33 protein-coding genes and 1 pseudogene are annotated in these 26,376 nt (G+C 43.6%); 10 read left to right on the forward strand and 24 right to left on the reverse strand.

All coding sequences use genetic code 11. The annotated features are described in order from the left end of the window. From ABEQ74_RS06230 to ABEQ74_RS06260, 7 genes and pseudogenes are all read right to left on the reverse strand, one after another. Positions 1-2,316, reverse strand: coding sequence for an ABC transporter permease (locus tag ABEQ74_RS06230; protein ID WP_430120483.1), 2,316 nt, complete (start codon positions 2,314-2,316; stop codon positions 1-3). Further along, positions 2,301-3,599 carry an MFS transporter gene (locus ABEQ74_RS06235; RefSeq protein WP_430120485.1) on the reverse strand — a complete coding sequence of 433 codons (1,299 nt, stop codon included), beginning with the start codon at positions 3,597-3,599 and terminating at the stop codon, positions 2,301-2,303. Before ABEQ74_RS06235 ends, ABEQ74_RS06230 begins: the two co-directional genes overlap by 16 nt. Next, positions 3,592-4,248: a TetR/AcrR family transcriptional regulator gene (locus ABEQ74_RS06240; RefSeq protein ID WP_430120487.1), complete on the reverse strand. Its 657-nt coding sequence runs from the start codon at positions 4,246-4,248 to the stop codon at positions 3,592-3,594. Before ABEQ74_RS06240 ends, ABEQ74_RS06235 begins: the two co-directional genes overlap by 8 nt. Before the next feature lie 247 nt (positions 4,249-4,495). After that, positions 4,496-4,808: pseudogene (locus ABEQ74_RS06245) on the reverse strand (hypothetical protein). 99 nt (positions 4,809-4,907) lie between these two features. Next, on the reverse strand, positions 4,908-5,450 hold the full coding sequence (locus ABEQ74_RS06250) for a GNAT family N-acetyltransferase (RefSeq protein ID WP_430120489.1): 543 nt from the start codon (positions 5,448-5,450) through the stop codon (positions 4,908-4,910). 15 nt (positions 5,451-5,465) lie between these two features. Beyond that, on the reverse strand, positions 5,466-6,572 hold the full coding sequence (locus ABEQ74_RS06255) for a sensor histidine kinase (RefSeq protein WP_430120491.1): 1,107 nt from the start codon (positions 6,570-6,572) through the stop codon (positions 5,466-5,468). Next, a complete protein-coding gene (locus tag ABEQ74_RS06260) occupies positions 6,563-7,291 on the reverse strand; it encodes a response regulator transcription factor (protein ID WP_430120493.1) in 729 nt (242 codons plus the stop codon). The genes ABEQ74_RS06255 and ABEQ74_RS06260 overlap by 10 nt, the downstream gene beginning before the upstream one ends. A gap of 180 nt (positions 7,292-7,471) precedes the next feature. Between ABEQ74_RS06260 and ABEQ74_RS06265 the strand changes: the two genes are divergently transcribed. Both ABEQ74_RS06265 and ABEQ74_RS06270 read left to right on the forward strand, forming a co-directional pair. Further along, positions 7,472-8,203: an ABC transporter ATP-binding protein gene (locus ABEQ74_RS06265; protein WP_430120495.1), complete on the forward strand. Its 732-nt coding sequence runs from the start codon at positions 7,472-7,474 to the stop codon at positions 8,201-8,203. Then, complete coding sequence (locus ABEQ74_RS06270; protein ID WP_430120497.1) at positions 8,196-8,894, forward strand: ABC transporter permease; 699 nt, start codon at positions 8,196-8,198, stop codon at positions 8,892-8,894. Before ABEQ74_RS06265 ends, ABEQ74_RS06270 begins: the two co-directional genes overlap by 8 nt. Before the next feature lie 136 nt (positions 8,895-9,030). Here the strand turns inward: ABEQ74_RS06270 and ABEQ74_RS06275 are convergent, their stop codons facing one another. From ABEQ74_RS06275 to ABEQ74_RS06320, 10 genes are all read right to left on the reverse strand, one after another. After that, the gene (locus tag ABEQ74_RS06275) at positions 9,031-9,549 is read right to left on the reverse strand and encodes a GNAT family N-acetyltransferase (RefSeq protein WP_430120499.1); all 519 of its coding nucleotides are present in this window, start codon (positions 9,547-9,549) and stop codon (positions 9,031-9,033) included. A gap of 31 nt (positions 9,550-9,580) precedes the next feature. Then, the gene (locus ABEQ74_RS06280; RefSeq protein ID WP_430120501.1) at positions 9,581-9,775 is read right to left on the reverse strand and encodes a DUF4083 family protein; all 195 of its coding nucleotides are present in this window, start codon (positions 9,773-9,775) and stop codon (positions 9,581-9,583) included. A gap of 16 nt (positions 9,776-9,791) precedes the next feature. Beyond that, a complete protein-coding gene (locus ABEQ74_RS06285; RefSeq protein ID WP_430120503.1) occupies positions 9,792-10,256 on the reverse strand; it encodes a GyrI-like domain-containing protein in 465 nt (154 codons plus the stop codon). Positions 10,257-10,290: 34 nt separating this feature from the next. Then, positions 10,291-10,743, reverse strand: coding sequence for a GyrI-like domain-containing protein (locus ABEQ74_RS06290; protein WP_430120505.1), 453 nt, complete (start codon positions 10,741-10,743; stop codon positions 10,291-10,293). A gap of 65 nt (positions 10,744-10,808) precedes the next feature. Continuing rightward, complete coding sequence (locus ABEQ74_RS06295) at positions 10,809-11,213, reverse strand: GNAT family N-acetyltransferase (protein ID WP_430120507.1); 405 nt, start codon at positions 11,211-11,213, stop codon at positions 10,809-10,811. 39 nt (positions 11,214-11,252) lie between these two features. Next, positions 11,253-11,876 (reverse strand): bis(5'-nucleosyl)-tetraphosphatase (symmetrical) YqeK, encoded by a 624-nt coding sequence (gene yqeK / locus ABEQ74_RS06300; protein WP_430120509.1) that lies wholly within the window; start codon positions 11,874-11,876, stop codon positions 11,253-11,255. Positions 11,877-11,938: 62 nt separating this feature from the next. Further along, a complete protein-coding gene (locus tag ABEQ74_RS06305; protein WP_430120511.1) occupies positions 11,939-12,208 on the reverse strand; it encodes a hypothetical protein in 270 nt (89 codons plus the stop codon). A gap of 3 nt (positions 12,209-12,211) precedes the next feature. After that, complete coding sequence (locus ABEQ74_RS06310) at positions 12,212-12,670, reverse strand: GNAT family N-acetyltransferase (protein WP_430120513.1); 459 nt, start codon at positions 12,668-12,670, stop codon at positions 12,212-12,214. 87 nt (positions 12,671-12,757) lie between these two features. After that, positions 12,758-13,312 (reverse strand): C39 family peptidase, encoded by a 555-nt coding sequence (locus tag ABEQ74_RS06315; protein WP_430120515.1) that lies wholly within the window; start codon positions 13,310-13,312, stop codon positions 12,758-12,760. 90 nt (positions 13,313-13,402) lie between these two features. After that, positions 13,403-13,798, reverse strand: coding sequence for a hypothetical protein (locus tag ABEQ74_RS06320; RefSeq protein WP_430120517.1), 396 nt, complete (start codon positions 13,796-13,798; stop codon positions 13,403-13,405). Between the two features lie 406 nt (positions 13,799-14,204). Here ABEQ74_RS06320 and ABEQ74_RS06325 point away from each other — a divergent pair, with 406 nt between their 5' ends. The 8 genes from ABEQ74_RS06325 to ABEQ74_RS06360 all read left to right on the forward strand — a co-directional run bounded on the left by ABEQ74_RS06325 (position 14,205) and on the right by ABEQ74_RS06360 (position 19,813). After that, entirely contained in the window at positions 14,205-14,507 is a 303-nt protein-coding gene (locus tag ABEQ74_RS06325) for an urease subunit gamma (RefSeq protein ID WP_053492406.1), read from the forward strand. Between the two features lie 18 nt (positions 14,508-14,525). Further along, positions 14,526-14,849 (forward strand): urease subunit beta, encoded by a 324-nt coding sequence (locus ABEQ74_RS06330; protein WP_430120519.1) that lies wholly within the window; start codon positions 14,526-14,528, stop codon positions 14,847-14,849. Continuing rightward, entirely contained in the window at positions 14,846-16,558 is a 1,713-nt protein-coding gene (gene ureC, locus ABEQ74_RS06335) for an urease subunit alpha (RefSeq protein WP_430120521.1), read from the forward strand. Before ABEQ74_RS06330 ends, ureC begins: the two co-directional genes overlap by 4 nt. Positions 16,559-16,569: 11 nt before the next feature. After that, positions 16,570-17,025 (forward strand): urease accessory protein UreE, encoded by a 456-nt coding sequence (ureE, locus tag ABEQ74_RS06340; protein WP_430120523.1) that lies wholly within the window; start codon positions 16,570-16,572, stop codon positions 17,023-17,025. Beyond that, positions 17,018-17,704 (forward strand): urease accessory protein UreF, encoded by a 687-nt coding sequence (locus ABEQ74_RS06345; protein ID WP_430120525.1) that lies wholly within the window; start codon positions 17,018-17,020, stop codon positions 17,702-17,704. The genes ureE and ABEQ74_RS06345 overlap by 8 nt, the downstream gene beginning before the upstream one ends. A gap of 33 nt (positions 17,705-17,737) precedes the next feature. Then, positions 17,738-18,349 (forward strand): urease accessory protein UreG, encoded by a 612-nt coding sequence (ureG, locus tag ABEQ74_RS06350; protein ID WP_430120527.1) that lies wholly within the window; start codon positions 17,738-17,740, stop codon positions 18,347-18,349. A 1-nt stretch (position 18,350) separates the two neighbouring features. Next, positions 18,351-19,175: an urease accessory protein UreD gene (locus tag ABEQ74_RS06355; protein WP_430120529.1), complete on the forward strand. Its 825-nt coding sequence runs from the start codon at positions 18,351-18,353 to the stop codon at positions 19,173-19,175. A 152-nt stretch (positions 19,176-19,327) separates the two neighbouring features. Further along, positions 19,328-19,813, forward strand: coding sequence for a hypothetical protein (locus ABEQ74_RS06360; RefSeq protein ID WP_430120531.1), 486 nt, complete (start codon positions 19,328-19,330; stop codon positions 19,811-19,813). 103 nt (positions 19,814-19,916) lie between these two features. Here the strand turns inward: ABEQ74_RS06360 and ABEQ74_RS06365 are convergent, their stop codons facing one another. From ABEQ74_RS06365 to ABEQ74_RS06395, 7 genes are all read right to left on the reverse strand, one after another. Next, a complete protein-coding gene (locus ABEQ74_RS06365; RefSeq protein WP_430120533.1) occupies positions 19,917-20,510 on the reverse strand; it encodes an ABC transporter ATP-binding protein in 594 nt (197 codons plus the stop codon). Then, the gene (locus ABEQ74_RS06370) at positions 20,500-21,423 is read right to left on the reverse strand and encodes an ABC transporter ATP-binding protein (protein ID WP_430120535.1); all 924 of its coding nucleotides are present in this window, start codon (positions 21,421-21,423) and stop codon (positions 20,500-20,502) included. Before ABEQ74_RS06370 ends, ABEQ74_RS06365 begins: the two co-directional genes overlap by 11 nt. Positions 21,424-21,461: 38 nt before the next feature. Continuing rightward, on the reverse strand, positions 21,462-22,304 hold the full coding sequence (locus ABEQ74_RS06375) for an ABC transporter permease (RefSeq protein WP_430120537.1): 843 nt from the start codon (positions 22,302-22,304) through the stop codon (positions 21,462-21,464). A 2-nt stretch (positions 22,305-22,306) separates the two neighbouring features. Then, entirely contained in the window at positions 22,307-23,302 is a 996-nt protein-coding gene (locus ABEQ74_RS06380) for an ABC transporter permease (RefSeq protein ID WP_430120539.1), read from the reverse strand. Between the two features lie 2 nt (positions 23,303-23,304). Beyond that, positions 23,305-24,927, reverse strand: coding sequence for an ABC transporter substrate-binding protein (locus ABEQ74_RS06385; protein WP_430120541.1), 1,623 nt, complete (start codon positions 24,925-24,927; stop codon positions 23,305-23,307). 437 nt (positions 24,928-25,364) lie between these two features. Further along, entirely contained in the window at positions 25,365-25,877 is a 513-nt protein-coding gene (locus ABEQ74_RS06390; protein ID WP_430120543.1) for a hypothetical protein, read from the reverse strand. 12 nt (positions 25,878-25,889) lie between these two features. Further along, complete coding sequence (locus tag ABEQ74_RS06395; RefSeq protein WP_430120545.1) at positions 25,890-26,360, reverse strand: GNAT family N-acetyltransferase; 471 nt, start codon at positions 26,358-26,360, stop codon at positions 25,890-25,892. Between the last annotated feature and the right edge of the window lie 16 nt (positions 26,361-26,376).

Consider the following 26,376-nt stretch of genomic DNA (forward strand, 5'->3'; position numbering starts at 1 on the left):
TTACTCCTTCATATTCTCGGATATATTAATCTGTCCAACGCTGGAAACACCAATCACGGTTGCGATAAGTACCGAGCCGATCATCATCATTGGACTATACAGATACGCCGATAGCGGATCGATCTCAAAACGAAACATCGACGCTCCGAACGAGGAGATCGCCGCACCTGCAAGCATCTCTCCGGCCGTGTTGGCAAGGATGGTTCCGGCTATGATTCCAACAATCAGAACAAGGACTGAGCGCGAGATATACTGCATCTTCATATCCGAGTTTGTAAAACCGAACGCCTTCATAACAGCGATAGCATGTCTGTCCTTGGCAACAAGCATTTTCATAAACAGTAAGGTAACCAGAACCATGATGATCAGCGCGACGATAACTGCGGCTTTGGCCGCTTTTTTAACGGAGCTTATGGTCGAACCGAACGTTTGCGAAACAAACTCATCAACGTCTGAAATCTTTGCATAATCGAACCTTTCCGCATAAGCGGAAACCTTCTCATGGACCAGAGCTTTATCTGAAAGCTCGGCACTGACAATACTCCACATTATGTCCGCCGTATCGTCGGTGAAAACAGCCTTTGCGGTTTTGCCGCCGTTGGTAATGTCGGAGTAGATTCCACTTACCGTGAGAGCTTTCTCCTTCCCATTGATCACCACCGTGATGGCATCGCCAACCTGTTTACCCATCTCATCGGCGTTCATAGCCGAAAGTGCAATTTCGTCCTCAGCGGGTGCTTTGCCCTTGGCATATGCTATAGGGAATATCAAATGGTCGCCGAGCTCGATCTTGATATTTTCCACAGATCCATCTCCTGTTTTGACTTTGAAGGATTTGGTTGTAAGGACTGCTGCCTTGGTAATGGCAGGGTCGCTATTCATCGTATGTAGTACCTCAGCTGTTTTTTCCGAAATATGGTCGGTTTGTTGAATATCAACACGCATATCGTAGCTTCCGATCCCCATATATTGAATGAAACTCTTGGAGGAGATCGTATTGTGCAGGTTCTGAGGCACCAGGATGATAAATGCGGAAATCACCAGCACGATCAGGCTTGTAACGTATAACCTTTTTCTTGAGAGAACATCTTTGATACCGAGAAAAACATTCGTGCTGAACAGCCTGTTTCCACTCAAGTTAAACCGATTGGTGCCTGTGTTTTTTTCCTGTGCAGTGCCGTAACGTATAGCTTCCGCAGCGGATATGGTCCGAAAGCGTTTCAGAACTCTGTTTGCATAAGCGATAATAGCCAGAAATACAAGCAGTATGCCGATGATTCCAAACAGCGAGGCATAGGAGGAATTGTGGCTTTCCCCCATATAAAGTCTTATGTTCTCAAGAAGCATGCCTTTGAAAACAAGCGAAAGTGCAAACCCCAGCATACTCCCTGCTGCAGCAATCGCTGCGTATTTTGCAAGATAGATCTTCTTGATGTCGGATACACGCAGCCCTATGGCCTTCATGACACCAATCTCGCGGTAGTCGTCTTCGATTTTGGCAAGGAGGGTAAAGCGTATGCACATCAACGAAATCACAACGATAAGAACGCTAACCAGAAGAATAATCCCGATCATCATTCCGTCAGAAAGGGCGTTCATCATTTTGAAAAGTGTATATGTAACCGTTGGTCCGTTCGCTTCAAGCCCTGCGGCAGCATAGGCCGCTTCAAATGTGCGGAGCTCCGACATATCCTTCAATCTAAACTCAATCAGATACTCCATACTGCCTAGGTTTTTAATTTCTGCGTAGTCTTGTTGACTGATCAGAAATCTCTTCGAAGCGGAAAGGCTGGAATTCATTTGCGAATCGCGAAGGAAGCCGGCAATGGTAAATTCCTTCCCGCTAATCATCGCAATGTCGCCAACCTTGGCCGTATTGTCCCTCATATAGCTTATGGGAACATATAGCTCACCGTCGTTAACGTGAATGATGTTTCCGTCCAGATCAAGCAGGTAGTCGAATTTCTTGCTCTGTGTGCTGAATCCGTTATCCTGGACGCTATTCACAAGCGAATGCTCTCCTAATATGATCTGTGCGCCGTCCATGTTGAGAAATTCAGCCACCTGAAAATCTTCGACATTGCCGTGCTGCTTAGCAAAAGCTGTCAGTCGCGCAGTATCGATGTCACCCGAATGCATCTGCATAAAATGTGGGGTCTTCGCTTGTGTCATTAAAGTATGTATAGAACCGGATAAATTAACGATAAGTACGGCCGCTAGTGAAACCAGCATCGCCGCTGCTGCAACGAATATCATGGTCGTGAGCGTGATGAGCTTGCTATTTGATATATCATTGCGAATTATTCTGAAATACATAAGGCACCCCTGTTTTCAAGCATTTTAACCGATCTCAATTGATACAGAATGACCGAAGTCACGCATAACAGCATACCTGCGATGATAATGAGAAACCCTGATCCTCTGCCATCGCCCGTGCCAATGATCTGTCCCACGCTGTCAGCAAGCGCTCCCCCGTCAACTAATAAAGGTGTGAACACATAATCCGCCATCAAGCCCGAAAGCGCATAAGCGACAACAAATCCAATCTGGGAGAGGATTCCGATAAGCGCCCACGCTCTGCCCTGAACCGCATTGTCGATATTGGTCCGAACCAGAACATCTAGGCTCGTGTTGGCAAACGGAAGCATCGCAAAGAACAGAAAACCGGATATACAGATGAATACAATGTTTTCGCGAAATCCGAATCCAGCCATAAACAATCCTACAAAGAACAGAGAAATCGAAAGAATTTTCACATAACCTTTTTTTATAGGAAGAAATCCTATCACCACACTGGATACAAGCATTCCTGAAGCGATAATAGTTTCAACCGTTCCTACGACGGAGCTATCAGTAAAAGTTAGCAGCATCGGTATAGAGAGCGTTTCGATAACTCCAAGGTAAAAGGTCAGAATCGATGTCATGATCACGAGAACCAGTACACCTCTGTTTTTGGAAACAGCATTCCAACCGTCTTTGAATTCGTGGATAAACGACTTAGTCTGTTCGTATGTCTTTGAGGCTAGACCGCTGCGTACAGCTAGAGTAGTAGCCACGGTGACAAAAAAGGTGCAGATATCGATGACAAGCAGCAGCTTAATATCCGAAACGGTGAGCAAAAACCCGGCAAGTATAGGAGATATCAGAAATTTGGCCGAACCCGCCACCTGAACAAGACCGCTTGCCTTGGTGTACTGCTCCTCTGTAAGCAAATCCGTAACCGTCGCTTTATACGCAGGGTCGAGCAGCGATGAAAATATTGAACTGATGGTAACACCCACGCATATCTGCCACAGCTGTGCTTCTCCGCCAAGCATACAGATGAGGATGAATACAAGTCCTATCGCGGAGAGGCTATCGCCTAAAATCATTAAGAGTCTGCGATCATAGCGATCCGCCAGCACTCCCGCAAATGCGCTTAGAAGAAGCGAAGGCATAAATGCTAGCAAGGTTACAAGTGCCATGGCCGAAGCCTTACCCGTTTGCTGGAACACATAGATCCCCAGACCAAAGGCAGTAAGCCCGTTTCCTATTGTTGAAACCAACTGTCCTGACCACAAGAGAAGAAATTTTCTAAAGGACTTTCCCGGATTATTCATCGGTGCGTTCACTCCCTCCACCAAACATTTCCATTACGGCCATCAGGCTTCCACTTTCTGCGCCGAGCAGTCTCTCTACGTTGCAAACAAAGGCCAGCATCCGCGATCCCCGATCCTCGTCCGTCATCGTAACCATATCACCATCAAACACAGTATTCGCATAGATCACCACCATTTCCATGCATTCATATGGGAAAGGAGTACTGAATAGCCCCTGCTCGATGCCTTCACGAATGATCTCCGCCAGAATCGGCGGGACTCCATTGACGATGACCTGTTGTATTTTCTGATGCATAAGCGCATTCTGAGGCTTGTGGATATGCTCCATAATTTCCTTGCTGCTTCCGCTTTCGACATTGCTTATGTTCAGTGCCATCACAACGCGAATAATGCGTTCGATTACAGGTATGCTCTTATCTTTAGCGATTTCCTGTGCCCCATCTAATAGATGAACGTTATACCGATCGATCAGCGCATCCATAATATCCTCCTTCGATTTGAAGTGATGATACAAGGTGCCCCGCGCTATTCCGACCTTCTCGAGAATATCGTTTGTGCTTGTGCCGTCAAACCCCTTCTGAGCGAAAAGCTCATCTGCTGCGTCAAGGATTTCATTCTTACGTTCCTCAGCTTTTTTTACGACTCGCATTATGAAATCACCTCCAATAGACCGACTGTCTGTCGGTATTAGAATAACATGATTTTTTATGTTGTCAAGATGTTGTTAACGTCATGTTAGTGTCATCGATATAACCCGTCGTCTGCTAAAATGCCAAATGATCTCCTTAATCCTGCAGATGTCGCCTGGTTGCTATTTTGATATAGCAAAAGCAGCCCACCCTCTAAGGAGGAATGGGCTGCTTTTTAGTTATTCATAATCCTTAGTTCTCGCAGAATTACTGTCTGATTACGAGAATGTCTTGAGGCGGTCTAGCGGTGCTTTGAATTTGGGCAATTTCAGCATTGGTCAGATTGCGTCCAACCACGATGAAAGAAGAAGTTACATTGTTAAAATTAAAGTTACCCAGGTTCGCAACATTCTGGCTTCCTCTGAACACACGGAAAGATCCCTGAAAATTAGTGCCCGAGAACAATTCAAGCGTAACTTCAGAGCTCGTCAATGTTTCTGAGTCGGAAGCTGGAGAGGACATTGTTAAACCGGAATGCTCCAAGATCCCGAACTGCAACGCCTCCTCGTCTGAAAAGAATCCTCCGAACTGAGAAGTTATTACCAGACCAAAGCGCAAGACGTACTCACTGTTAACCATCTAGGAATGATATAATCTATTACGAAAGTCATTTATTCTCTTATACAAATTCATCCTTCAATAGACCATAATACACCAGGTCTTCATATTGACCTGACTTCTTAACATGCTGCCTTAATATCCCTTCATACTTCATTCCTAACTTCTCCATGACCTTACCTGACGCGGGATTCTTTCCTAGGTAACGGGCAAAAATACGGTTTAATTTCATATCATCAAATGCATATTTTACGATTCCTTTTGCAGCTTCCGTACAATAACCGTTATTCTTGTACCTCTTTCCGACCCAATATGCAAGTTCACCATGATCAAACTTCCTATTAATCCCTATGCAGATTGCACCGATTACATCGTTCTCCTCTTTGTGTACAATGGCTAATTCCAAGGACCGGTCTTCATTAAACTGATGACTATGTGATTTTATCCATGCTTCTGCCATCCCATCCTCGTATGGGTGCGGAATATATAATGTCGTCTCAGCAACATATGGATCACCTGCTAGTCCTTGAACGACTGCTGCATCATCTAGAGTGAATGGGCGTAATATGAGCCTTTCTAAAGGAATGGTTGGCAGTTTCTTCATTGGTATCTCCCCTTATCATATTCTCTTCTGTTTCGGCAATAACACGGTAAATGTCGTCCCTAGAGAGAGCTCGCTCTCTACAGTGATCGTGCCGCCATGAGCCTGAACCAGCTTCTGGACGATAGCCATTCCCAGTCCGGTGCCGTCTGAAGAAGTGTCCGTGGTCGTTCCACGGTAATATTGCTGGAATAAGTGCTCTACCATATGGCTCGGCATCCCGACTCCATTATCCCTGATCCGAATGACAGCATGCTCTCCAGCATCGGTTATTTGCACATAGATATCCGTATGTTCAGGATTGTGAATAATAGAGTTCATCATCATATTTTGCAGGATGCGCTGCATGAATTTTGAATCAAAATCCACATGCATTTCAGGCGGATCTGTTTGAAAATGCAACTGATATCTGCTGGCTTGCGGACTATTGCTGATATCGGCAACTACTCTTTTTGTAAATTCAACAATATCTTGATTCGTCTTCTGTAATGGCAGAGTGCCGTCGACACGATTGAGCTGCGTAACCAAGCTTAAATCTTGTATCAATGCCTCCATATGCATTCCTTTGTCATCGATTTCCCGAATGAAAGAACTCGCCTCTTCCCTCGACCACTCGTACTGCTCATTCAATAAAAGTGCAGAGTATCCCCTGATATAGGTTAACGGTGTCTTCAAATCATGGGAAATCCCTGCAATCCATTCCTGCTTGGCTTCTTCGATCTGAGCTCTTTCGATTTCGTTCGCCTGCAAGATGCCACTCAAGGATTGAAGATGCTGGAGCACTTCCTTGTATAGGCGATACCGCATGCGCAGTTTTCCTTTGCGGTTCACTATTTTGGACATATGATCATCAGGCTGCTTGTAATTATTTTGTGAGAGCTGATGGATCCAAGCCATGATGAAACCGAGCGGACCGCCAAAATACCATCCAAACAAAGCAATGCATAGCAGCGCGCTGGCTCCGAAGGTCACTCCTACGATAAGACCTTCGTCATCTATACTGATTTGATAGCCAAGCGACGGAAGCAGACCTTCGGTCAATATAACAATAAAAATCCCCGTTCCAAGAAGCCACAGGGTGAGTCCTAATGTCAAGTGAATCGTAAACCGAGTTTTTATTCGCATAGCGATGCCTCATTTGGAGGAATGAACTTATAACCGATTCCCCGTAAATTTACGATGATTTTGGGTTTCCGGGTATCATCACCGAGCTTTTTACGCAGCTTGGCAATATGGATGGTGACCGTTTTCTCTTCCCCGAACGCATCATTTCCCCATACCAATTCGTAAAGCTGGGCCGTTGTAAAAATATGATTCGGATGCTTGCAAAAAAAATGCAGCAGCTCAAGCTCCTTTGCCGTGCAATCAACCGGTTGATGCTTCACGGTTAACGTGGCCGAATCCGGATGAAAAGAGAAGTACCCATAATCATACGCTGTATTAGCTGTATGAAGTTGATATGTATTCTCCGTAAGCCTCTGCCGGCGCAGGATCGCCTTGATTCGGGCAATAACCTCCATGGGATTAAACGGCTTGGTGATATAATCGTCTGCGCCGATTCCTAATCCTGTTAATTTATCGAAATCAGTTGAGCGTGCGCTAATAAAAATAATCGGAGCGTTCGTATGTTTTCGAATCTCCATACAAAGCTCAAATCCGCTTAGATCCGGAAGCATAATATCGAGCAGGATCATATCATATGCCTTTTCTCTAATACGCTGCAGTGCACCTTTACCGGAGATTTCTGTATCAATATTCGTAAAATTCTCTTTTCGTAGTGTAATCTCCAATAACTTCAAAATGCCAATCTCATCATCGACAGCTAATATAGCAGCAGATTCCATGAATTCTCCCTCACTTCAAAACTTAATCCTCGAATCAATTTCTATCTTACCCTATTTTTATAGATTACGAGTTTACTCCAGGAATAATATTACGAGTTTTTTCCACAGCGTTTACTTTATTTTTACTTTCACTCTTTAAGCTGAGTGTAGCACATCAATTCGAATCAGGAGGAACTCGGAGTGGAAACCGTCATTCAAACCCATCAAGTTTGCAAAACATTTAAAGGTACAGAAACCATCAGTAACGTCAATATGAACATAACCAAAGGAGAAATTTATGGTTTTTTAGGTCCGAACGGAGCCGGGAAAACCACCATCATGAAAATGTTGTTAAATCTGGTCAAGCCATCATCTGGTGAAATTCGAGTATTCAATCAGCCCATTTTGCCATCATCCGTTGAATACTTGCGAAGAATCGGCAGCATCATTGAATACCCGGTGTTTTACGATCGCCTAACCGCAGAAGCAAATTTAGAGCTTCATTGTAAATACATTGGTTATCAGGATAAGAAAGCGATCAAGGAAGCACTGGGAATCGTAGGGTTGTCCGGAGTGGGGAAGAAGAAAATCCATGAATTCTCACTGGGTATGAAACAGCGGTTAGGGATTGCGCGGGCGATTGTGACGAAGCCTGATATTCTCATTCTCGATGAACCAATCAACGGACTGGATCCGATCGGCATTAAGGATATTCGGGAGCTTCTGCTGATGTTAAAAGAAAATCACGGAACGACCATATTAATTTCGAGTCATATCGTATCTGAAATCGAATCAATCGCTGATACCATTGGTATTATTCATCAGGGGAAATTATTAAATGAGGTCAAGATGGAGGACATTCGAAGACAACAAACCGAATCGCTCGAAAACTACTTCATCAAACTCGTTCATGGGGGTCAACGATATGCTTAAATTATTTCGACTGGAATGGCAAAAAAACAACTTATCCAGCTATCTTAAAGGATTAGCTATATGTATTGTGGCTATTTTTGTTGCTGTGACGCTAATGTCATGGGGTTCTAAAAGTGAGAACGAACCGATGAATTTTGCTGAATTCATGTCTTTGTCGGATATTTTGATTCGAATCACGTTTACTATTTTCTCAAGTGTCATTCTATCTCGTTTAGTCATTGACGAATACAAGAGTAAGATGATCCAAGTGTTATTCACTTATCCGCTGCAGCGAAAAAAAATCCTCCAGGCCAAGCTATCGATTGTCTTTGTTTTTTGTTTTATGAGCATCATCATAACGACGTTTGTGATCAGCGTATTAACGTATTTCTTGAATCCGATGATCGGTTTATTTGAATCTCCGGTACATGTAGCCGATATAATAACTCAAATTCCTGCCACCGTAATCAATGCCTTCATGATCGCTGGAATCAGTCTGATTCCTCTGTGGTTCGGCATGCGCAAAAAGTCGACAGCATCCACAATTACGTCGGCTGTCATCATTGGTTTCATCATTAATTCAACGGTGACTGACGGAAGCAGTTCAACCAGCTTGTTCCAATTCCTTGCTATTCCAATTACACTCTGCCTCATCGGCCTATTATTGGGTTACCTTTCATTCTACAAAGTGGATCAAACTGATGTGGCATAGGAGTTCTAAGCACGTGAATATAGGATAAAAAAACGGGGGGAGTCATGGGGTCGGGGCATATATCCCAAACATTGGGTGAACCCTTGCCCTCATGACTCCTACTTTGCCTTGGCTTGGCTATATCGTTCCATTCGTACTAAACAGATATCCAAAATCTATTTACTATGTTTCCATCCTCTTCAATATAATCGATATCTTGAATCCCGCCGTTCTTTAGTATGGTTTTTTTTGATCCAGTGTTGTCCGCATCACATACTACCAGAACTTTATTTATGCCTAAGTCCTTTGCCTTTTCCAATGCTAAAGACAATAATTGTGTTGCATATCCTTTTTGCCTTTCAGAAGGCCGAATTCCGTATCCGATATGACCACCTGCATTAAACAACTTTTCGCTTAGCTGGTGCCTGATATTGACTGCCCCAACGACTCGATTAGCCTCTGTAACCAACCAATAGGTGGAATCCTTGACCCATCCATCAGGGATATTAACACCTTGTTCATTGTTGTTTAGAAACTGAAGCATGTCATCAAAATCTCCGGGATCTCGATCTATTACCCAAGGCACCATATCTTCTTGACTATCCTTCCAGTCCTGATAAAAGGATAAATACTCGTCTTTAAATTCCGCTGAGGGTTTAACTAAGTTTACAGCCATCTCGTTGTTCACCCATTCCTGTATTAAAAATTCATTTATTGATATTATTGAGTTCTTCTTGCAGTTTGTCTACTTTCTCCTCTAATCTTCGTAAACTTTCTTTTGTATTTTTGGTATGTTGGATTAATCTGGATACGAATCGATATAAACCAATAAAAAACAATACCACCAAAACTACGATAATGATTTGATAGATTAGAGAAGCTGCAAGCATCCAAGTAGCCATAAAATCCCTCCTTCAATCATTCTTTCGGATAGTAAATTTCTGTTATTCCATTTGGCTGCAAGGTATCATTAAAAGTTTCAAATCTTGCCTTCACGGTGTTGATGCCATATTTTTTCTGATGTTCGTGATCGCAAAAATACTGCCAAAATGTACAAATATACTTTTCTTCAAACCGGAATACTTCATATTCTTCTTCAGGCAGCGCCAATGAAACCATCCCTGCAGGCACATCGCTTACACGACTTACCATCCTAGCTACTGTCATGCGCGAACCATCGTCATGGATCACCATATATGTATTATGATCCTTGGTTAGGTTCTGAATCTCACTTCTTCTGGCTTCCAAAGTGGCAAACAATTGCTGTTCTTCTTCATACGATTGTGGAAGTTGGTTCTGCACTCCGATAAGCAGTCGATTACCCAGGCGTTCTGTTCTTGTTGTCCATAAATTCTCCATATTGACGACATTTTGCTCAGACATTTATACCGCCTCCAGTGTTTTTTTACCATAAGAATTATTGGATCGTGTCGTATAAATCAACCTTTACATTACTTTCATCAAGTACATCCCACTCTTCCGTTATTTCCAAATGCCAGGCTCTTAGTTTTCTTTCATATCCGTTCTCCCTCATCCATTGATGCAAAGTTTCATATGTGTGCCTAATCTCATGATTTGGTCCTGTATGTCTAATGACAGCATAATTCTGTTCCGGAATTATTACAGATACCATGCCTTCCGGTACTTCAACAACATCCTTTACCTCTACACAAACCCAATAGCCGTCTTCCGCTTCCGAATAGTCTCCCGCAATGAAAGCTCCAACTAATCGGACTGGGTTGGCAACTTCCTTGATTTCAGAAAGCCGGCTTTTAAGAAGAATGGAAGCTTTAGGGATCTCGTTAACATATTGGTCGCCCTCACAAACCACCCGAAGTCCAACCAGCCTCATCTGCTTTACTTCCTCCATGGTTAGAATATGTATTGATTCTCTAAATTGTTTAATTGATGTTTATATCTGGATCACCAATACCTTCAATTCTTTTTTCTTCTTAATACAAATGCATTATGATTTCTTTCAAACCCGAGTTTCTCATAAAATCCTAGAGCTTTCGGAGCTGATGTGAGCACATATTGAACTTCTTCCTCTCCTAATTTGCTCCTCAGTAGTCGTATTAGTTCTTTTCCAACTCCTAGCCCTTGATAGTCTTTATCTACTGCAATGTCTGATACATAACAGCAATAGGAGTAGTCAGTGATAGCCCTTAAGAATCCTACCAATCTGTCTCCATCTTTTGCTGTTATGATTTCATCGGCATGGTCTATCATTCTTTGCAGCCGGTCGGTATCACCTACTGGTCTTCTGATCCCCGATCTCATAAAGACTTCTTGAACTTCATTGACAGTACAGGCATCATTGATTACATATTCCAAGCTCACAATCAGTCTCCTTAATCTTTTGTTTCTTCTCACGAACCCCTACACGAGTTGCACTTTATCCTTCAACTCTTCATAGGCATCTCTTAACCATGGATGAATGACTTTCAGGGTCTCTTTGCGTTCCCACAGAAAATGAAGATATGCAAATGCCCCATGCGTTAAAGACACCTCCAAATTTCTATTCAGATCATCGATATAAGGCGGACTTCCCTCCTGATCCCAGGCAATCTTGTCAGCTACAAACAATACCCGGTCCAGCAATGAGGAATTGGATCGTAATGTAGTATGACAACCAACGGCGTTCAGGATATCCTGATCCGTAATATTAAAAATCTCTTTCGCCATAACCTTGGATATCTTCTGGTGAATAATCATTGGAAAGATTTCTTCTTCAGGCAATACTTCAATATCTAGCTGTTTTGCTACGTCTATCCTCTCATCGTTTGGAAAAACTGCACTGATGTCGTGCAGCCAACCGGCTATTTCTGCTACAGCAGGATCTGCGTTAAACATCAAAGCGATCCTCCTGGCCTCTGCTCCGACATCCATACAGTGCTTTGCTGTATTTGGACACTGATTCGCCGACAAGAACAATTGAATATCCGTCTTTAAGTCACCCGTTAGAACAAGATGCCGGGTTAAAGGCTGAAAAACAGCATGCATCCTTGATGCCTCCTCTATTTGTACTGTCCTGGGCGGTGGATTATCCTAATAGTTCTTTCTCACTATTCGCTGCTCTGCCTATATTTTTTCTCTTGCCAACTCCACACCCAGAGCCCCCAGAAGTACCCACCGATTGGAAACAAGATAAAAGCTAGTACCGCTTTGGATATAATGTTGCCACTTAGAGTCCATCCATTCTCCAATAAATGAAGATAAAGCGTATAGAGGATAGCTGTACTCAACCCCCATCTCAGAACACCGCTTTGTATGACAAAATGACTCTTTCCTTCGATTCTCAGCTTCTCCCACTCTCTTCTTGATCTGTCATTCATGAATTACCCTCCCTTATACTTCTCCAGATAAATTAAGGTTAGATTTTCATCTATAACAAGTGATTTAAATGTTCGATAGCCGAGCTTATTGTACAAATATAAGTTTCGTTCACTCTTATGTCCTGTAAATAATTCAAATTTTCTGCAATGTGAAAAACTCTCCTCGACTTCATTCATGAGCTTTGTCCCAATCCCCTTGTTCTGGTAGTCTCCATCAACGATAAGTTTTCCAACCATACAAGTTCCATCAAATTCATACGCTCTAACGGAGCCTACAATCCTATGATCCAATACCGCCTTTAGAATGAGTTGACTGGTGTACTCTTCTATCAATTCGTGAAGCGTCTGCTCTAACGGTTGGATGGCATAATCATTATAAATCTCTGCTTCGCTTTGATATGATCGATGCTGTAGGTCTAGAATCTCACCTAAGTCTGTTTCCTCTGCCTGTATGATTTTCATATCATAATCCTCCAGGAGTGCGATAAGATAGATTACTGGATTTGCCTAATATCATCATGAAAGTACTCTGTTATAAGAAATAGAAGTTTACGAAACGCTCTTATGTATCACGATATACGTGTTTTTACAAAAAGGAACCCAGGTCCTCCACAGTATCTCAAAATCACGAATCCCTATTTTTCGATTATAGCTGGTTTCCTTGCAGTTAATGGTGTGCTCCAAAGAGTCTGCCAAGTAAAAGAATTCTTGGTCATACCCAATCACGGGTACAAAGTGTAGATACCTCTGTTTAGGAGAAACCCTTATAAACGCAATAACTGGCACACCTTGGCTAATATGCTTCTTTAGCGTATGAAGGTTGCCGCGGTAAAACAACGCATCGTAACCACGCTTTTTAAAAAATATTAGGATGCCTTTAGGAGTAACCGTTCCATCGGCCAGCTTTCTCGGAAATTGTTTATAAAGCTCGTTACCGTCGGCTTCGATACCTAAATGTCTCAGAACATATGCGCTTGAAAAAGCTGCACATTCATAATGAGGCTGGATGTCCATCCTATTGGGAGTTAGAATCATATACGATCCAGGAATATCGCTAGTGATAATTACGTCCTTTCGCGGAATCCTATAATAATAGAACATCATTACGACTATGAAGATGACTATGATTAGATTGATAATAATTAGCGCCCGCCCCCATCGTAACTTTTACTTTTAACCTTCTTATATTGAGCCTTATTCACTGACAAGCCAAGTTTTTGCATCCTCCGGATCTTTGTAATATCGAATGGAACAATTAGAACTAATCCCCAACTTTTTGCTTAATCTGTTCAGTCGCCATATATCAAAAAAAGATAATCCCACTATCGATATTTTTAAAATATGATCATTTATACGGTTGATGCTTGCCAGGAATTTGGTTAATACTTCTTCAGATATGTTGGTCTCATAAAAGTCGACCCATATCCTTAATCTGCGTTTTGTGTTTCTAATAAAGTCCTCTTCTGCCTTAAACAAATCAAACAAAGCAGCATGGTTCTGAAAGAAACTGCCGTACTTAAGGCAATGTATTTCCCCGTCCTTATAATGATAAGGATAAATAGAGCCTCCAGGCGATTTAACTGTACGCATCATAATTCCCTCCTGTTTTCTGTTCTAATTAGGGGCTCTCATGGTGTTTCGAACCCATATTGCTGCATTTACGAAACGACCCGGCCTTAGATACTTCCTCATCTTAGGCCGGGTCACTGGTTGTTATGAACTTCTTCCATGATTATACATCCGATTAGCAGAGGTGGGTACCCCTGTAGCTTGGATACCTTATAAAAGTATGAGCTTTAATAAATTGCTTTATCTTGGTCTGTATTTATGATAGATTAGTCTAGTTGGGCGAAATATCAGACTTCAGAGAGAAGAAGAAATAATCCGTCTAGAAAAATTATATATAGAATCTATAATTTTTCTAATTGAAGAACCCTCCTTTCTCTCTGAATGGAGGGTTCTTGTCGTTCGTGAATATTCTTAGGAGGGTGTTGCTATGAATTTATTGCCAAGAGAAATTGACAAGCTCATGATCGTAGTTGCAGCCGATCTAGCCAAGCGCAGAAAAGACAGAGGGTTGAAATTAAACCATCCCGAAGCTGTCGCTCTCATCACTTATGAAGTCATCGAAGGAGCGAGAGACGGGAAAACCGTCGCTGAGCTGATGGAGTATGGTGCTTCCATTTTGACCAGAGACGATTGTATGGAAGGAATACCCGAAATGATTGAAGATATACAAGTTGAAGCAACCTTTCCAGATGGAACTAAATTAGTAACCGTTCATAGCCCAATACGATAACTAGAAAGGAGCCTTCATATGATACCGGGAGAATATGTTTTAAGAGACGAAGACATTATTTGTAACGAGGGTAGCGAAATTTTTACCATTTCGGTTACAAACACTGGAGATCGCCCAATCCAAGTAGGTTCACACTTTCACTTCTATGAAGTCAATGAAGCCCTAGAGTTTAATCGGCAGGAGGCATATGGCAAGCGACTCAATGTTCCTGCTGGAGCAGCCGTGCGTTTTGAACCCGGAGACGAAAAGGAAATACAGCTAATTAATTTTTCAGGAGAACGCCGTGTGTATGGGTTCAACAACAAAGTAGATGGAAAATTAGAAAGCGAGGATTCCAAATGAGCTTTAGAATGTCCCGTAGGCAGTATGCTGAAATGTATGGTCCAACGAAGGGTGATTCGATCCGTCTAGCAGATACAGAGCTATTTATTCAAATCGAAAAAGATTACACATCGTTTGGAGAAGAAGTTGTCTTTGGCGGAGGCAAGGTCATAAGAGACGGCATGGGCCAGCATCCTCTTGCAACCCGAAGTGACGGCGTGCCCGATCTAGTCATTACCAACGTTATCATTTTGGATTACACCGGAATTTGCAAAGCCGACTTAGCCATTCGTGATGGAAAAATATTCGGAATCGGTAAAAGTGGAAACCCTCTCATTACGGATAACATCGATATTATAATCGGTGCTTCCACGGAAATCATTGCAGGTGAAGGATTAATTGTAACAGCCGGAGCCATCGATACGCATGTTCACTTTATAAATCCTAAACAAGTAGAAGTGGCGTTAACATCGGGTACAACAACTCTAATCGGAGGCGGTACAGGTCCTGCCGCAGGGTCCAAAGCTACGACGGTAACCCCGGGCGAATGGAATATACACCGAATGCTTGCAGCTGCCGAAGGCCTACCGATCAATATTGGATTTACGGGTAAAGGTCATGCAGCTTCCGTCGAACCATTAGCCGAGCAAGTCAGAGCAGGAGTCATCGGATTAAAAGTTCACGAAGACTGGGGAGCTACCGGTTCATCACTGGACTATGCTCTGCGAGTAGCGGATGAATACGATATTCAAGTTGCCCTTCACGCCGATACATTGAATGAAAGTGGCTTTATGGAAAATACCATGGCCGCTGTTAAAGATCGAGTGCTTCATATGTACCATACAGAAGGCGCAGGCGGTGGCCATGCCCCGGATTTGATCAAATCTGCCGGCTATCTGAACATTCTGCCTTCTTCAACGAATCCTACCCTCCCTTATACGGTAAATACGATTGACGAACACCTTGATATGGTCATGGTTTGCCATCATTTAAATCCTTCTGTACCAGAAGACATTGCATTTGCAGATTCTAGAATTAGAAAAGAGACTATCGCAGCTGAAGATATCCTGCACGACATGGGCGTCTTTAGCATGGTTAGCTCGGACTCCCAAGCGATGGGACGTGTCGGAGAGGTTACACTGCGCACATGGCAGGTTGCCGACAAAATGAAAAGACAACGCGGGCTCTTAAGTGGCGACAGCCAATATGCAGATAATAACCGGGCGAAGCGCTATATTGCCAAATACACCATTAACCCTGCCATTACACATGGTATTTCAGAACATGTAGGTTCTATTGAGATTGGGAAAATGGCTGATTTAGTCCTATGGAATCCCAAGTTCTTTGGGGTAAAACCTGAGATGGTGCTTAAGAACGGCATGGCGGTTACAGGCTTAATGGGCGATGCCAACGCTTCGATTCCGACGCCACAGCCATATATTCATCGTCCAATGTATGCCCAGTTTGGAAAGGCCTTAGCCAGAAGCTCGGCAACTTTTATATCCCAAGCGGCTTATGACGATGGGGTCCACGAAAAGCTCGGATTAGAAAAAATCATCCTGCCCGTAGGTGGAATTCGTACACTAACGAAGAAAAACATGAAGTTAAATTCGGAAACACCCGAAATTACAGTAGATCCACAAACCTATGAAGTAAAAGTAAACGGTGAACTGCTGACATGCGAACCGGTCGATATCGTACCGATGGCTCAGCGTTATTTCTTATTCTGAGGTGAGCGACTTTGATCATTGAGAAAATAGTAACCAATCTGGAACAAATGGATCGTAGCGAAATTGAAAAACGACATATGGAAAAAGTGTACCTGGAGAGCGCGCATTTAATGAAGCGCATTCAGCGAGTCAAAACAGACCATGGCAACGAGCTCGGTATTCGCTTGCTTGAACCCCGGGATCTTGTAGCCGGTGATGTTCTCTATATGGACGATAAGAACATGATTGTCATTGATGTTCTGTCCGATGATCTTCTTGTCATCAAGCCTAGAAGCATCAAGGAAATGGGCACCATCGCCCACCAGCTCGGCAACCGCCATCTTCCAGCTCAATTTGAAAACGATGAAATGCTGGTTCAATATGATTATCTGGTTGAAGAACTCCTCCAACAGCTTGAAATTCCTTATGGGCGAGAAGATCGAAAAGTGAAACAGGCATTCCGCCATATAGGCCATAGTCATGAATAACCAGCTTCTCTCTTTGTTTCAATTATGCGATTCTAATTTTCCTACTGGCGCTTTCAGCCATTCCTTCGGCTTGGAGAGCTATATACAAGAAGATAAGGTGCATAATCAGGAAACAATGCTGGAGTGGTTGAAAGCATACTTACATGAGCAGCTCGTCTATTCCGACGGGCTTGCCTCCAAGCTTGTTTGCGAAGCTTTGATGAATGATGATCTGCAGCAAATCTGGCACCTGGACCGCCTGTTAACAGTCCAGAACTTGCCAAGGGAAACACGTGAAGGCACACAAATGATAGGCGACAGGATGTTGAAGCTGACCGAGTCCATATACGGCTTCCCTATCTTAACGCAATACAGAGATGAAATAAGAAACAAGCATGCATTCGGCCACCCTGCTGTTGTCTTTACGATGGTAGCCCACGGGCTTGCCGTAATCAAAGAAGATACCATCCTCTATTATTTGTACTCTGCGATTTCCAGTCTGGTCCAAAATGCGGTACGAGCCATCCCCCTTGGACAAACAGCAGGTCAAATGATTATTCATCAGTTTATACCCGAATTAAAGCAAGCTGTAGAGCGAATCAAGGCGCTCACAATCGAGGATTTCGGCGTTGTGTCTCCAGGAATTGAACTCTCTCAAATGAAACACGAACGAGTGAATATCAGAATATTTATGTCCTAATTACCAACAAAATGTATAAAGGAAGTGTGTTTAATGAACCCAATTCGAATCGGTGTTGGAGGACCTGTTGGAGCAGGTAAAACGATGCTTGTAGAAAAACTGACCCGGCATCTGGCAAATGAAATTAAAATGGCGGTAGTCACAAACGATATTTACACAAAAGAAGACGCCAAATTCTTAATTCAAAATGGGGTTCTTCCCGAGGATCGTATCATTGGTGTAGAGACGGGCGGGTGTCCTCATACCGCCATTCGTGAAGATGCCTCCATGAACTTCGCGGCGATTGATCAGTTAGTTGAGCGTCATCCTGATGTGGAACTTATATTCGTTGAGAGTGGCGGCGACAATCTTGCTGCTACGTTCAGTCCTGAACTTGTTGACTTCTCGATATATATTATAGACGTTGCGCAAGGCGAGAAAATTCCTCGTAAGGGTGGACAAGGGATGATTAAATCTGACTTATTCATCATTAACAAAACCGACCTTGCTCCATATGTCGGTGCCAGTCTCGATGTGATGGCAAGTGATACCAAGGTATTCCGCGGCGACAAACCTTTCTTTTTTACTAATTTAAAAAATAATGAGGGTCTTCCTGATGTGATGGACTGGATTAGACAGCATGCTTTACTAAAAGGTTTAGAGTAATATGAACGATTGGACTGGCTCTTTATCTTTAGACCTGGAGGACCGCAAGGGGAAGACCGTTGCCAAGCGAGTGTACTTCCAGGGTGCATTCAAAGTGATGCGGCCGATATATGCCGATGATTCGGGACAGGTCTGCTATTACCTTCTTAATCCCGGCGGTGGTTACTTAGACGGTGACCGATACAAGATGCAGTTCTCGGCAGATGAAGGGTCGAGAGTTACTTTAACCACACAATCAGCAACAAAAATATATAAAACGCCTAAAAGTCATGCCTATCAGGAGACTGAAATCAACTTGAAGAAGGGCAGTTACTTAGAATATCTTCCCGACCCACTGATTGCATATCAGCACGCGCATTATAAACAGAAAACGGTTGTCTATATGGAGCCCGGAGCCACTTTTCTATATACCGATATCCTCACCCCAGGCTGGTCACCAAGCGGGGAAAAATTCAGCTATGACACCATCCAGCTGGTGACCGAGATTTATTGGGATGGGAAGCTTGGCGTATATGATCACTTGAAGTTAGTACCGCAGCAGCAGAAAATATCAGGCCTCGGATTCATGGAAGGCTATACCCATCTAGGCTCCATGATTGCGATTAGCGAACAAATGGATGCTGCGCTCCTCGATGAGTTATATGATGCGGTTAAGTCCGTAGAAGCCGACTTTACATTTGGGATATCAGAGGTATCAATCCCGGGATTTTGTCTGCGAATTCAGGCCAACACGACCCAAACCATTGAGCGGATCGTAAACCAATGTCATGCCATCCTTAGCGAGAAATGGAATCATCGTACTCCGAGTTCATTGCGTAAATATTAATACAATTGGCGTCTGCCTTCAGTTCATATTGTCCTATCTTTATACTAAGAAAGACCGATTTCCATTTATTTTGCCATTTAATTGGACATACTGGAACAAAAACCTTTATAATAGGCAACTAATAACTGAACTTTCTTGAGAGGAGACACAATATGACTGAAGACAAGAATGTCCAGCATGAACTTGAGGATTTTGAAGTTGAAACCCTGTTTGAAGATCGTGTGCATGAGCGACTTGCATTCACCTTCAAAGTGGATGGCGATGAGTTCAAGGGACATTTCCACAACGATGAAATTATGTGGCTTAACCCTCACCCCAAGCAGATGATTGGTGAAGAGAAAGCGGAAGATATTGAGTCCACCATTTACTCCTTAATGAGGCACTATGGAATTACGAAGGACATTCAAGACCTGGAGATAAAACCTGTATTTGAAGATACCGCTCATATGCGTCAGCAATTTTCTCTGATAGTGCAAGGTGAAGAGTACAAAGGATTCGTTCACAACGGAGAAATCCAGTGGTTTCATCCCCAGCCGCAACAGAAACTAGAAGATGACCTTGTACAAGTATTAGAATCTGAAATTCATGAAAAAGTTACTCAGCATGAACAAGATCGGAACGCGGGACAGAAGAATTAGAATAATCAGATAATCAAAATCGCCCTTGGCTAGACGGATGCTTGTCGCTTCCATTTAGCCCAAGGGCGATTTTTCTGAGTCTGTAGATCGTTCTACAGTTACGCTATAATTCAATGACACGATCGCAAAGTCTTTGCATCAGCTTCGCTTCATGGGTAACAACGATAATGCCCATCTCTCGCTTCTGAGCAATTTCTGTCACCGCCTGCCAGATTTGCGCTTGTGTAATCGCATCGAGCATGGTGGTCATCTCGTCTGCAATGAGAAACCGAGTACTCGGTCCTAAGGCGCGGGCAACACAGAAACGCTGCAGCTCTCCCCCGGATAACTCGTGGGGCCAGCGTGTTAACCACTCCTGCTCGATCCCCAGAATTTCTAGCAATTCTGCATCAGGATGATATCCTTCATTCAGTATGCTATGCATTTTCCATCTGGCATTTACCGCTTTCTCCGGATGCTGAAGAACCATCTGTACAGGATGATATCCCTTATCGGGTAACGGAGAATCGTTAAAAGTAACGAATCCCTCCAAAGGAGTTTCATAACTGGAGAGTATTCGGCATAATGTTGTCTTTCCTCGTCCGCTCGGACCAGCAATGCCTACGATCTCTCCTGGTTCTACGGATAAATTCACTCCCCGAAACAACCATGGACCATTTTCATAATGAAATCCGATATTGTTTGCTTTAAGTTGCATGGATACACCTCACCATTCCATCCCTGAGCGGCCGCATTTCCGGCTGTGCTAGCATGCATTCAGGTGTCGCCATTCCACAGCGGGGGGCGAATAAGCAGCCCGGCGGCAATGCGCTGGGATGAGGCTGGGACCCTGTAATGGGAACGAAATCATTCTGGGGTAAAGCACGCCATAAAGCCTTGCTGTAAGGATGTCTGATCGCCTCCCCTTGACCTGCAAAATCTTCTACTCTCGCGATTTCGACGGTCGTGCCAGCATAGAATACCGCTATTTTATCAGCAATCTGCAGTGCAGACTCAATATCATGGGTAATCAACATGACTGCACAGCCCTGGTTGGCAAACTCTCTAAAATGGCTCAGCGCTTCCTTAATGACAACAGGATCCAGACCGGGCGTAGGCTCATCTGCAATGATGACCTTCGCTCCGCTTACCATCGCAGTTGATAGCAGCGTCCTCCTCGCCATACCACCGGATAACTGAAATGGATACAAACGCTCTACCTCCCGTCCCAGATGGAAGCGTTCAAATACTTTTCGCTGAGCTTGTACAGCATCTCCGTTTCGCGCGGAGGTACGCACTTGCTTGCCTACCTTCATCAGCGGGTCCAGATAATTGACGGATTGAGGGACAAGTGCAATCTCCTTCCCTCTCAGAGCCTTCTGCCGAGCAGGGGTCAGCTCTTCCCCTTCATATGTCATGACACCACTGACACTTGCATTGGCTGGCAATATGCCCAGGATCGCATGGGCGAGCAAGCTTTTACCTGAACCGCTTGCTCCGACGACGGCAAGAATCTCACCCGCTTCAAGGGATACATTTAAATCGGATATGACCTTATGTTGGCTCTGTTTAAGTCCAGCTGTATATTGCTTAAAAGAGACTGATAAATGGTTCACTTCAAGAATTGACATTTCTTAACTCCTCTTTCTATGAAACGCAATGAATCTCCTTAATCACGATTGCTATCAGAAGATGTAAGCAGTCGGATATTCTCCCCAATCTGATCAAACATTCTCACGATGATCAATAAGCAAAGTCCCGGGAAGAACGCCAACCACCACATCCCTGAAGATAAGTATTTCATGGACTCGGACAGAATGATACCGATCGCTGGCTCATGCGGAGACAAACCTAAGCCGATAAACGTCACAGCCGCCTCATGCAAAATAACATGGGGAAACAACAGCATGAAGCCGACCAAAAATTGCGGGATAATATGGGGGACAATATGATGCAAGGCAATCCACCAGCGGCTCTTTCCCATCCGCCGAGAGACATGGACATAATCCGCAGACCGAATCTGCATAACCTCTGCCCGAATGACCCTTGCCAGACTCGGCCAGTGGGTCAATGTTAATCCGATGACAATGCCTTTGAATCCCCCGCCTAATGTGAAAGCGATAAGTATCAGGGTAACAAGGTGAGGTACACTTAGAAACAGATCAATGAACCAAGAAATCAGCCGGTCAGCCCTCTTGCCCATGGTTGCCGCTGCCATCCCCAGGAACATTGCAATTGAGGCACTTCCAAGCGCCCCGATCAGCCCAACACCTATACTTAGAGTAAGCCCCATGATCGTGCGTGTGAACATATCTCGTCCAAGCCAATCCGTACCGAAGAGATGCTCCAGGGATGGTGGAGAGTTCCGATCCGTCAGGTTCGTTACAATTCTTCCTTCGTCGAGGAATAGACCTCCTATAATGACAAGTGCAAGTAACAAAGTGGACAGGATAATCTTTGCAAGCGCCCATTGCTTATGATTCAGAGGGAATTTCTTCGGCATGATATTCATACCTATCTCCCCTCCCTTGTTCGTGGATCAAGTACACGATAGCTTATATCCGCAAGTAAGTTTCCTACAAAAACAAATATTGTTGTGAAAATGACAATTCCTAATAACAGCGGAACATCTCCCCGTAGCCCTGCTTCTACCGTTGCCTGTCCTAACCCGGGATACGAGAACACTTGCTCAGCCAATACCGCTCCGCCAAACAACTCACTGAACCCAGCAAACTGCAGCGTAATAGCAGGCAAGGCAACATTTCGTAAGCCATGTCTCCAGAACAACACCATACCTTGTTCCCCTCTTGCCCTGGCGAATAAAACATAATCACTGGCCAGAACGTCAATCAGCTTTTCCCGTGTATGAAGAGCCACATTAGCAATACCGACAATACTAAGGGTCAGCGCCGGCAGAATAAGATGCTGAATTCGATCCAGCAATGTCACATCTTCGGCAAGAACACCGGCAGGTACCCCCATGCCAACAGGGAACCATCCCAGCCACACAGCAAAAACGATAAGAACCAGAAGTCCCATCCAGAAGGTAGGAGTTGAAGCCAGGGTGAAGCAGTACCATTTGATTAAACGATCGATCCAGGTCCCCTTCTTCATGGCTGCTAAAACACCCATAACAAAACCAATCACGCCTGATAGAACCCAAGCAGATAACATCAACGCAAGGGAATTCGTGAATCGTTCACCAATAACCTCTATAACCGGACGGCGATAGATCATGGAGGTTCCCAGATCACCGGATAGAACGGCAGAACCCCAGTGATAGAACTGCACCATGACAGGCTGGTCCAGTCCCCAATATTCAGTGATTTTGGCACGCTGCTCAGGGCTAACCTTCAGCATATCTGCGCCAATGTAAGCTTGAATAGGATCAATCGGAGAGTTTTTCACTAACAAAAAGGATATGAAACAGATGGCTACCAATAAAGTAACCATCCGAAATCCTTTTCGCAAAATATATATTCCAAGCTTGCGATCTATTAATTTACGCACCTTTATTTCGTCCATTTCCATTCTACGATATTATCGGTTGCAGGCCAGCCGTGTCCATGAACATGAATCCTTTGATCTCCGATATCCAATCCATCCTTCACAAGGTACAGATGATTAATATTGACTAACCACGCCCAAGCGGCATCACCTTTACCACTGAGGCCCGTAGTCCAATCCCATTGAGCTTTTTTCCAGAACTCAATCGCTTCTTCCTCGGTCTTCGCATGAAGGGCCTTCTCGAAATATTCATCAACTTTCTTATTCGAATAATAGCCGGTGTTATAATAATCGATCCCTGCGGTTTCACTGCTGTAAATATTGTACATTTCCTGCGGATCATGGCTTCCCCAGCCCATCAGTACAGGGCTTGAATACATATTCTTGCCGATGACATCCCAGCTTCCGCCCTCTAACTTGATATTGATTCCTAGCGGCTTCATCATATCCGCAACCGATATCGCCAGAGATTGCCTGATGGTATCACTTGCTAAGTAGTACAAAGTGAATTCGGCTTTCAAGGAATCCTTCTCCCTGATTCCATCCCCGTCAGTGTCCTTCCATCCGGCTTCTTCCAGCAGCTTCTTGGCACCTTCCATGTCTCCATCTTGGATGACAGTTTCCGGGTTCCACCAAGGAAGACCGTCTACAGAAGTATAAGCTGGTGTTCCTTGTCCTTCCAAGACGCCATCAACCAGAGCTTTACGATCTACAGCCATATCAATAGCTTGACGAATGGCTGGGTCTGCAGTGACATCATTACCAATAGGTAAACCGTCTTCCGTAACACTGCCAGATTTCACATATGGAAACGCGATTCCACGGTTATCAACCGTTTGAACAGATTCCAGCCTCATGCCGGTTACTTTCTGGTTACTAAATGCAGCTGGTATATAAGCAAGATCTACGGTTCCTGCTTGAGCAGCAGCAAACGCGGCGTCCTCATTCAGGAATAGGAATGTTATTTTCTTAAAATACGACGCTTTATCGTAATATTCCGGATTCGCTTGAACAATCAGCTGCTGTCCCTTATCCCATTGCACAAGCTGATAGGGTCCAGAACCAATGGGATTCTCGGCGTAGTCTTTACCATATGCGTGTTTAGGAACAATTCCGGTTGCTATGAGTGTATTAACAAAAGTAGATTGAGGCGCTTTCAACGTAAATTTGACGGTGTAATCATCCACAGCCTCTACTTTACTCATACTATTAAGATCCACAACTGAACCATTGTTAGTTGCTGTTTCAAATGTAAAGACGATGTCAGCAGCCGTTAAAGGCTGACCATCCGAGAATTTAACATCATCGCGGATTTTGACTGTCCAAACCAAACCATCCTGGTTAACTTCATAACTTGTTGCAAGATCATTGACAATGTTCAGCTCGTCATCTCTTTTTAGGAGCGTACTTTGGAAAAGCGGCGAGCCGTAGCGCCCCCAGCCTGTCGTTGGATCAAAGCCTGCTTCGGGTTCAGACCCAAAAGCTAACACCAGCTCGTCCTTTTTCTCTTCCTGATTCGCGCTAGTTCCAGCATTGGCTCCACCCGGTTTGGAAGAACCACAACCTGCCAGAATAACTATGGACATTAACATCACCAAGGCCATCATTCCAACTAATTTTTTTCTCATCTGTCTCACCTCATCTTGAAATTCAACCACTCAAAAAACCCTACTTAACCGCAAAGTAAGGAAATAAATGGAAGGTATAAACGCCAATCGATTATTCTAACGTAATTCATACCAAGCTACATATAACAGACGTGTCCTTAATATCTTTCAGAAGGAGTTGTTATAGGAGATGCTGCAAGTTGTTCCCACCTGGAAGGCAAACAAAGTTCACAGAGTGAAACGGCGGATAGAAATGGGGAAAGCATAGAGACTACTATGCTCAGGGCGGTGTCCTACACCTATCTTAATAGCTAAAGTGCGATTAGGCAACTTATATTCACAAGGGGGAGGTGGACTTCTCATATGTGCTGGCCCGCAACTATTGATAGCTGCGGTTATTGGGCCATTCTAACATATGCGAATATAAGTTATATGAACTATGTCACAAGTCGTGGTATTTATAAGGTTTCTTCAATTTCGAAGAAGTCTTCTTTATTATTTCTAATATACTCATTCATATCTTCTATAAAGTCATGTGCTAATACCTGATATTCCTTGTAAATAGGCTCCGTCATATCAAACAATTCGGGATCTCTGTCCAGATCTGAAGGTGAAACTTCTCTCCAACTACCATCAGCTAATCTGTTCTTCTGGTGTATGACTTGCTCCCATTGTTCTAATATACTTAGCAATTCATCTCCCTTGAAAAAGCGCACACCTTTCTTTACACCATCCCAAGCTTTCAGGTCACCCATAAAGTACGTGGTGAACCAGTAAAACTCGGATATTGAATTGCTATGATTATGAAATGCGTAAAATAAATACAAAGCTTGTTGTCCTTCGTTTAGCAGATTGTACATTTCGGATTTTGCACTAAGATTCCTTCCTCGGATCGACAGTAGCATCGGTTGTATACACAACCAGCTTAGATTATCTTTATTAAGGTCTTCTTCCTTTATTTTGATAAGCATGTAACTCTCCTTTCACTCTAATTTTCCCCAAAAGGTAATTCTTGAATATCCCTCTGTGAAGTAATCCTGCTCATTCTTAACATTATCAAATCCTAAACGCTCATAAAATGCTACGGTTCCTTCATTTCGTTCATGCCCTAATGTTGTTAGAAAGACTTGCTGTTCTCCTCTGAGTTTTAAATCTTCACAAATCCATTCTATTAATCGTTGTCCTATGCCTTGTCTCTGCTCGTTCAGACTAACAACTACACCAACAATCTCAAACATACTGTCTTCATCATTCCATATGTACCCTGCATGTCCAACAATCTTATCCCCCAAGTGAACAACATAATATTGTGATTGGGATGTTGGAGTTTCTATAAATTGTCTCCATCTGTCCGGATAGCGCTCTATCACCATATCAGGAAATTGGAAGCTGTTCTCTTTCATCAAACCAATGACCGCGTCCGCATCTTCGTGCGAAAAAACTTGAATCTCCAACCTATTCACCACCTTG

Origin of the sequence: Paenibacillus solani, from assembly GCF_050475945.1 — a bacterium.
Classification (GTDB): Bacteria; Bacillota; Bacilli; order Paenibacillales; family Paenibacillaceae; genus Paenibacillus_AQ; species Paenibacillus_AQ solani_A.

Coding starts and splice junctions, on each gene's coding strand:
- ABEQ74_RS06230 (WP_430120483.1), bottom strand. CDS start 2,316: ATGTATTTCAGAATAATTCGCAATGATATATCAAATAGCAAGCTCATC.
- ABEQ74_RS06235 (WP_430120485.1), bottom strand. CDS start 3,599: ATGAATAATCCGGGAAAGTCCTTTAGAAAATTTCTTCTCTTGTGGTCA.
- ABEQ74_RS06240 (WP_430120487.1), bottom strand. CDS start 4,248: ATGCGAGTCGTAAAAAAAGCTGAGGAACGTAAGAATGAAATCCTTGAC.
- ABEQ74_RS06250 (WP_430120489.1), bottom strand. CDS start 5,450: ATGAAGAAACTGCCAACCATTCCTTTAGAAAGGCTCATATTACGCCCA.
- ABEQ74_RS06255 (WP_430120491.1), bottom strand. CDS start 6,572: ATGCGAATAAAAACTCGGTTTACGATTCACTTGACATTAGGACTCACC.
- ABEQ74_RS06260 (WP_430120493.1), bottom strand. CDS start 7,291: ATGGAATCTGCTGCTATATTAGCTGTCGATGATGAGATTGGCATTTTG.
- ABEQ74_RS06270 (WP_430120497.1), top strand. CDS start 8,196: ATGCTTAAATTATTTCGACTGGAATGGCAAAAAAACAACTTATCCAGC.
- ABEQ74_RS06275 (WP_430120499.1), bottom strand. CDS start 9,549: ATGGCTGTAAACTTAGTTAAACCCTCAGCGGAATTTAAAGACGAGTAT.
- ABEQ74_RS06280 (WP_430120501.1), bottom strand. CDS start 9,775: ATGGCTACTTGGATGCTTGCAGCTTCTCTAATCTATCAAATCATTATC.
- ABEQ74_RS06285 (WP_430120503.1), bottom strand. CDS start 10,256: ATGTCTGAGCAAAATGTCGTCAATATGGAGAATTTATGGACAACAAGA.
- ABEQ74_RS06290 (WP_430120505.1), bottom strand. CDS start 10,743: ATGGAGGAAGTAAAGCAGATGAGGCTGGTTGGACTTCGGGTGGTTTGT.
- yqeK (WP_430120509.1), bottom strand. CDS start 11,876: ATGCATGCTGTTTTTCAGCCTTTAACCCGGCATCTTGTTCTAACGGGT.
- ABEQ74_RS06305 (WP_430120511.1), bottom strand. CDS start 12,208: ATGAATGACAGATCAAGAAGAGAGTGGGAGAAGCTGAGAATCGAAGGA.
- ABEQ74_RS06310 (WP_430120513.1), bottom strand. CDS start 12,670: ATGAAAATCATACAGGCAGAGGAAACAGACTTAGGTGAGATTCTAGAC.
- ABEQ74_RS06315 (WP_430120515.1), bottom strand. CDS start 13,312: ATGATGTTCTATTATTATAGGATTCCGCGAAAGGACGTAATTATCACT.
- ABEQ74_RS06320 (WP_430120517.1), bottom strand. CDS start 13,798: ATGCGTACAGTTAAATCGCCTGGAGGCTCTATTTATCCTTATCATTAT.
- ABEQ74_RS06325 (WP_053492406.1), top strand. CDS start 14,205: ATGAATTTATTGCCAAGAGAAATTGACAAGCTCATGATCGTAGTTGCA.
- ABEQ74_RS06330 (WP_430120519.1), top strand. CDS start 14,526: ATGATACCGGGAGAATATGTTTTAAGAGACGAAGACATTATTTGTAAC.
- ureC (WP_430120521.1), top strand. CDS start 14,846: ATGAGCTTTAGAATGTCCCGTAGGCAGTATGCTGAAATGTATGGTCCA.
- ABEQ74_RS06345 (WP_430120525.1), top strand. CDS start 17,018: ATGAATAACCAGCTTCTCTCTTTGTTTCAATTATGCGATTCTAATTTT.
- ureG (WP_430120527.1), top strand. CDS start 17,738: ATGAACCCAATTCGAATCGGTGTTGGAGGACCTGTTGGAGCAGGTAAA.
- ABEQ74_RS06355 (WP_430120529.1), top strand. CDS start 18,351: ATGAACGATTGGACTGGCTCTTTATCTTTAGACCTGGAGGACCGCAAG.
- ABEQ74_RS06360 (WP_430120531.1), top strand. CDS start 19,328: ATGACTGAAGACAAGAATGTCCAGCATGAACTTGAGGATTTTGAAGTT.
- ABEQ74_RS06365 (WP_430120533.1), bottom strand. CDS start 20,510: ATGCAACTTAAAGCAAACAATATCGGATTTCATTATGAAAATGGTCCA.
- ABEQ74_RS06370 (WP_430120535.1), bottom strand. CDS start 21,423: ATGTCAATTCTTGAAGTGAACCATTTATCAGTCTCTTTTAAGCAATAT.
- ABEQ74_RS06375 (WP_430120537.1), bottom strand. CDS start 22,304: ATGAATATCATGCCGAAGAAATTCCCTCTGAATCATAAGCAATGGGCG.
- ABEQ74_RS06385 (WP_430120541.1), bottom strand. CDS start 24,927: ATGAGAAAAAAATTAGTTGGAATGATGGCCTTGGTGATGTTAATGTCC.
- ABEQ74_RS06390 (WP_430120543.1), bottom strand. CDS start 25,877: ATGCTTATCAAAATAAAGGAAGAAGACCTTAATAAAGATAATCTAAGC.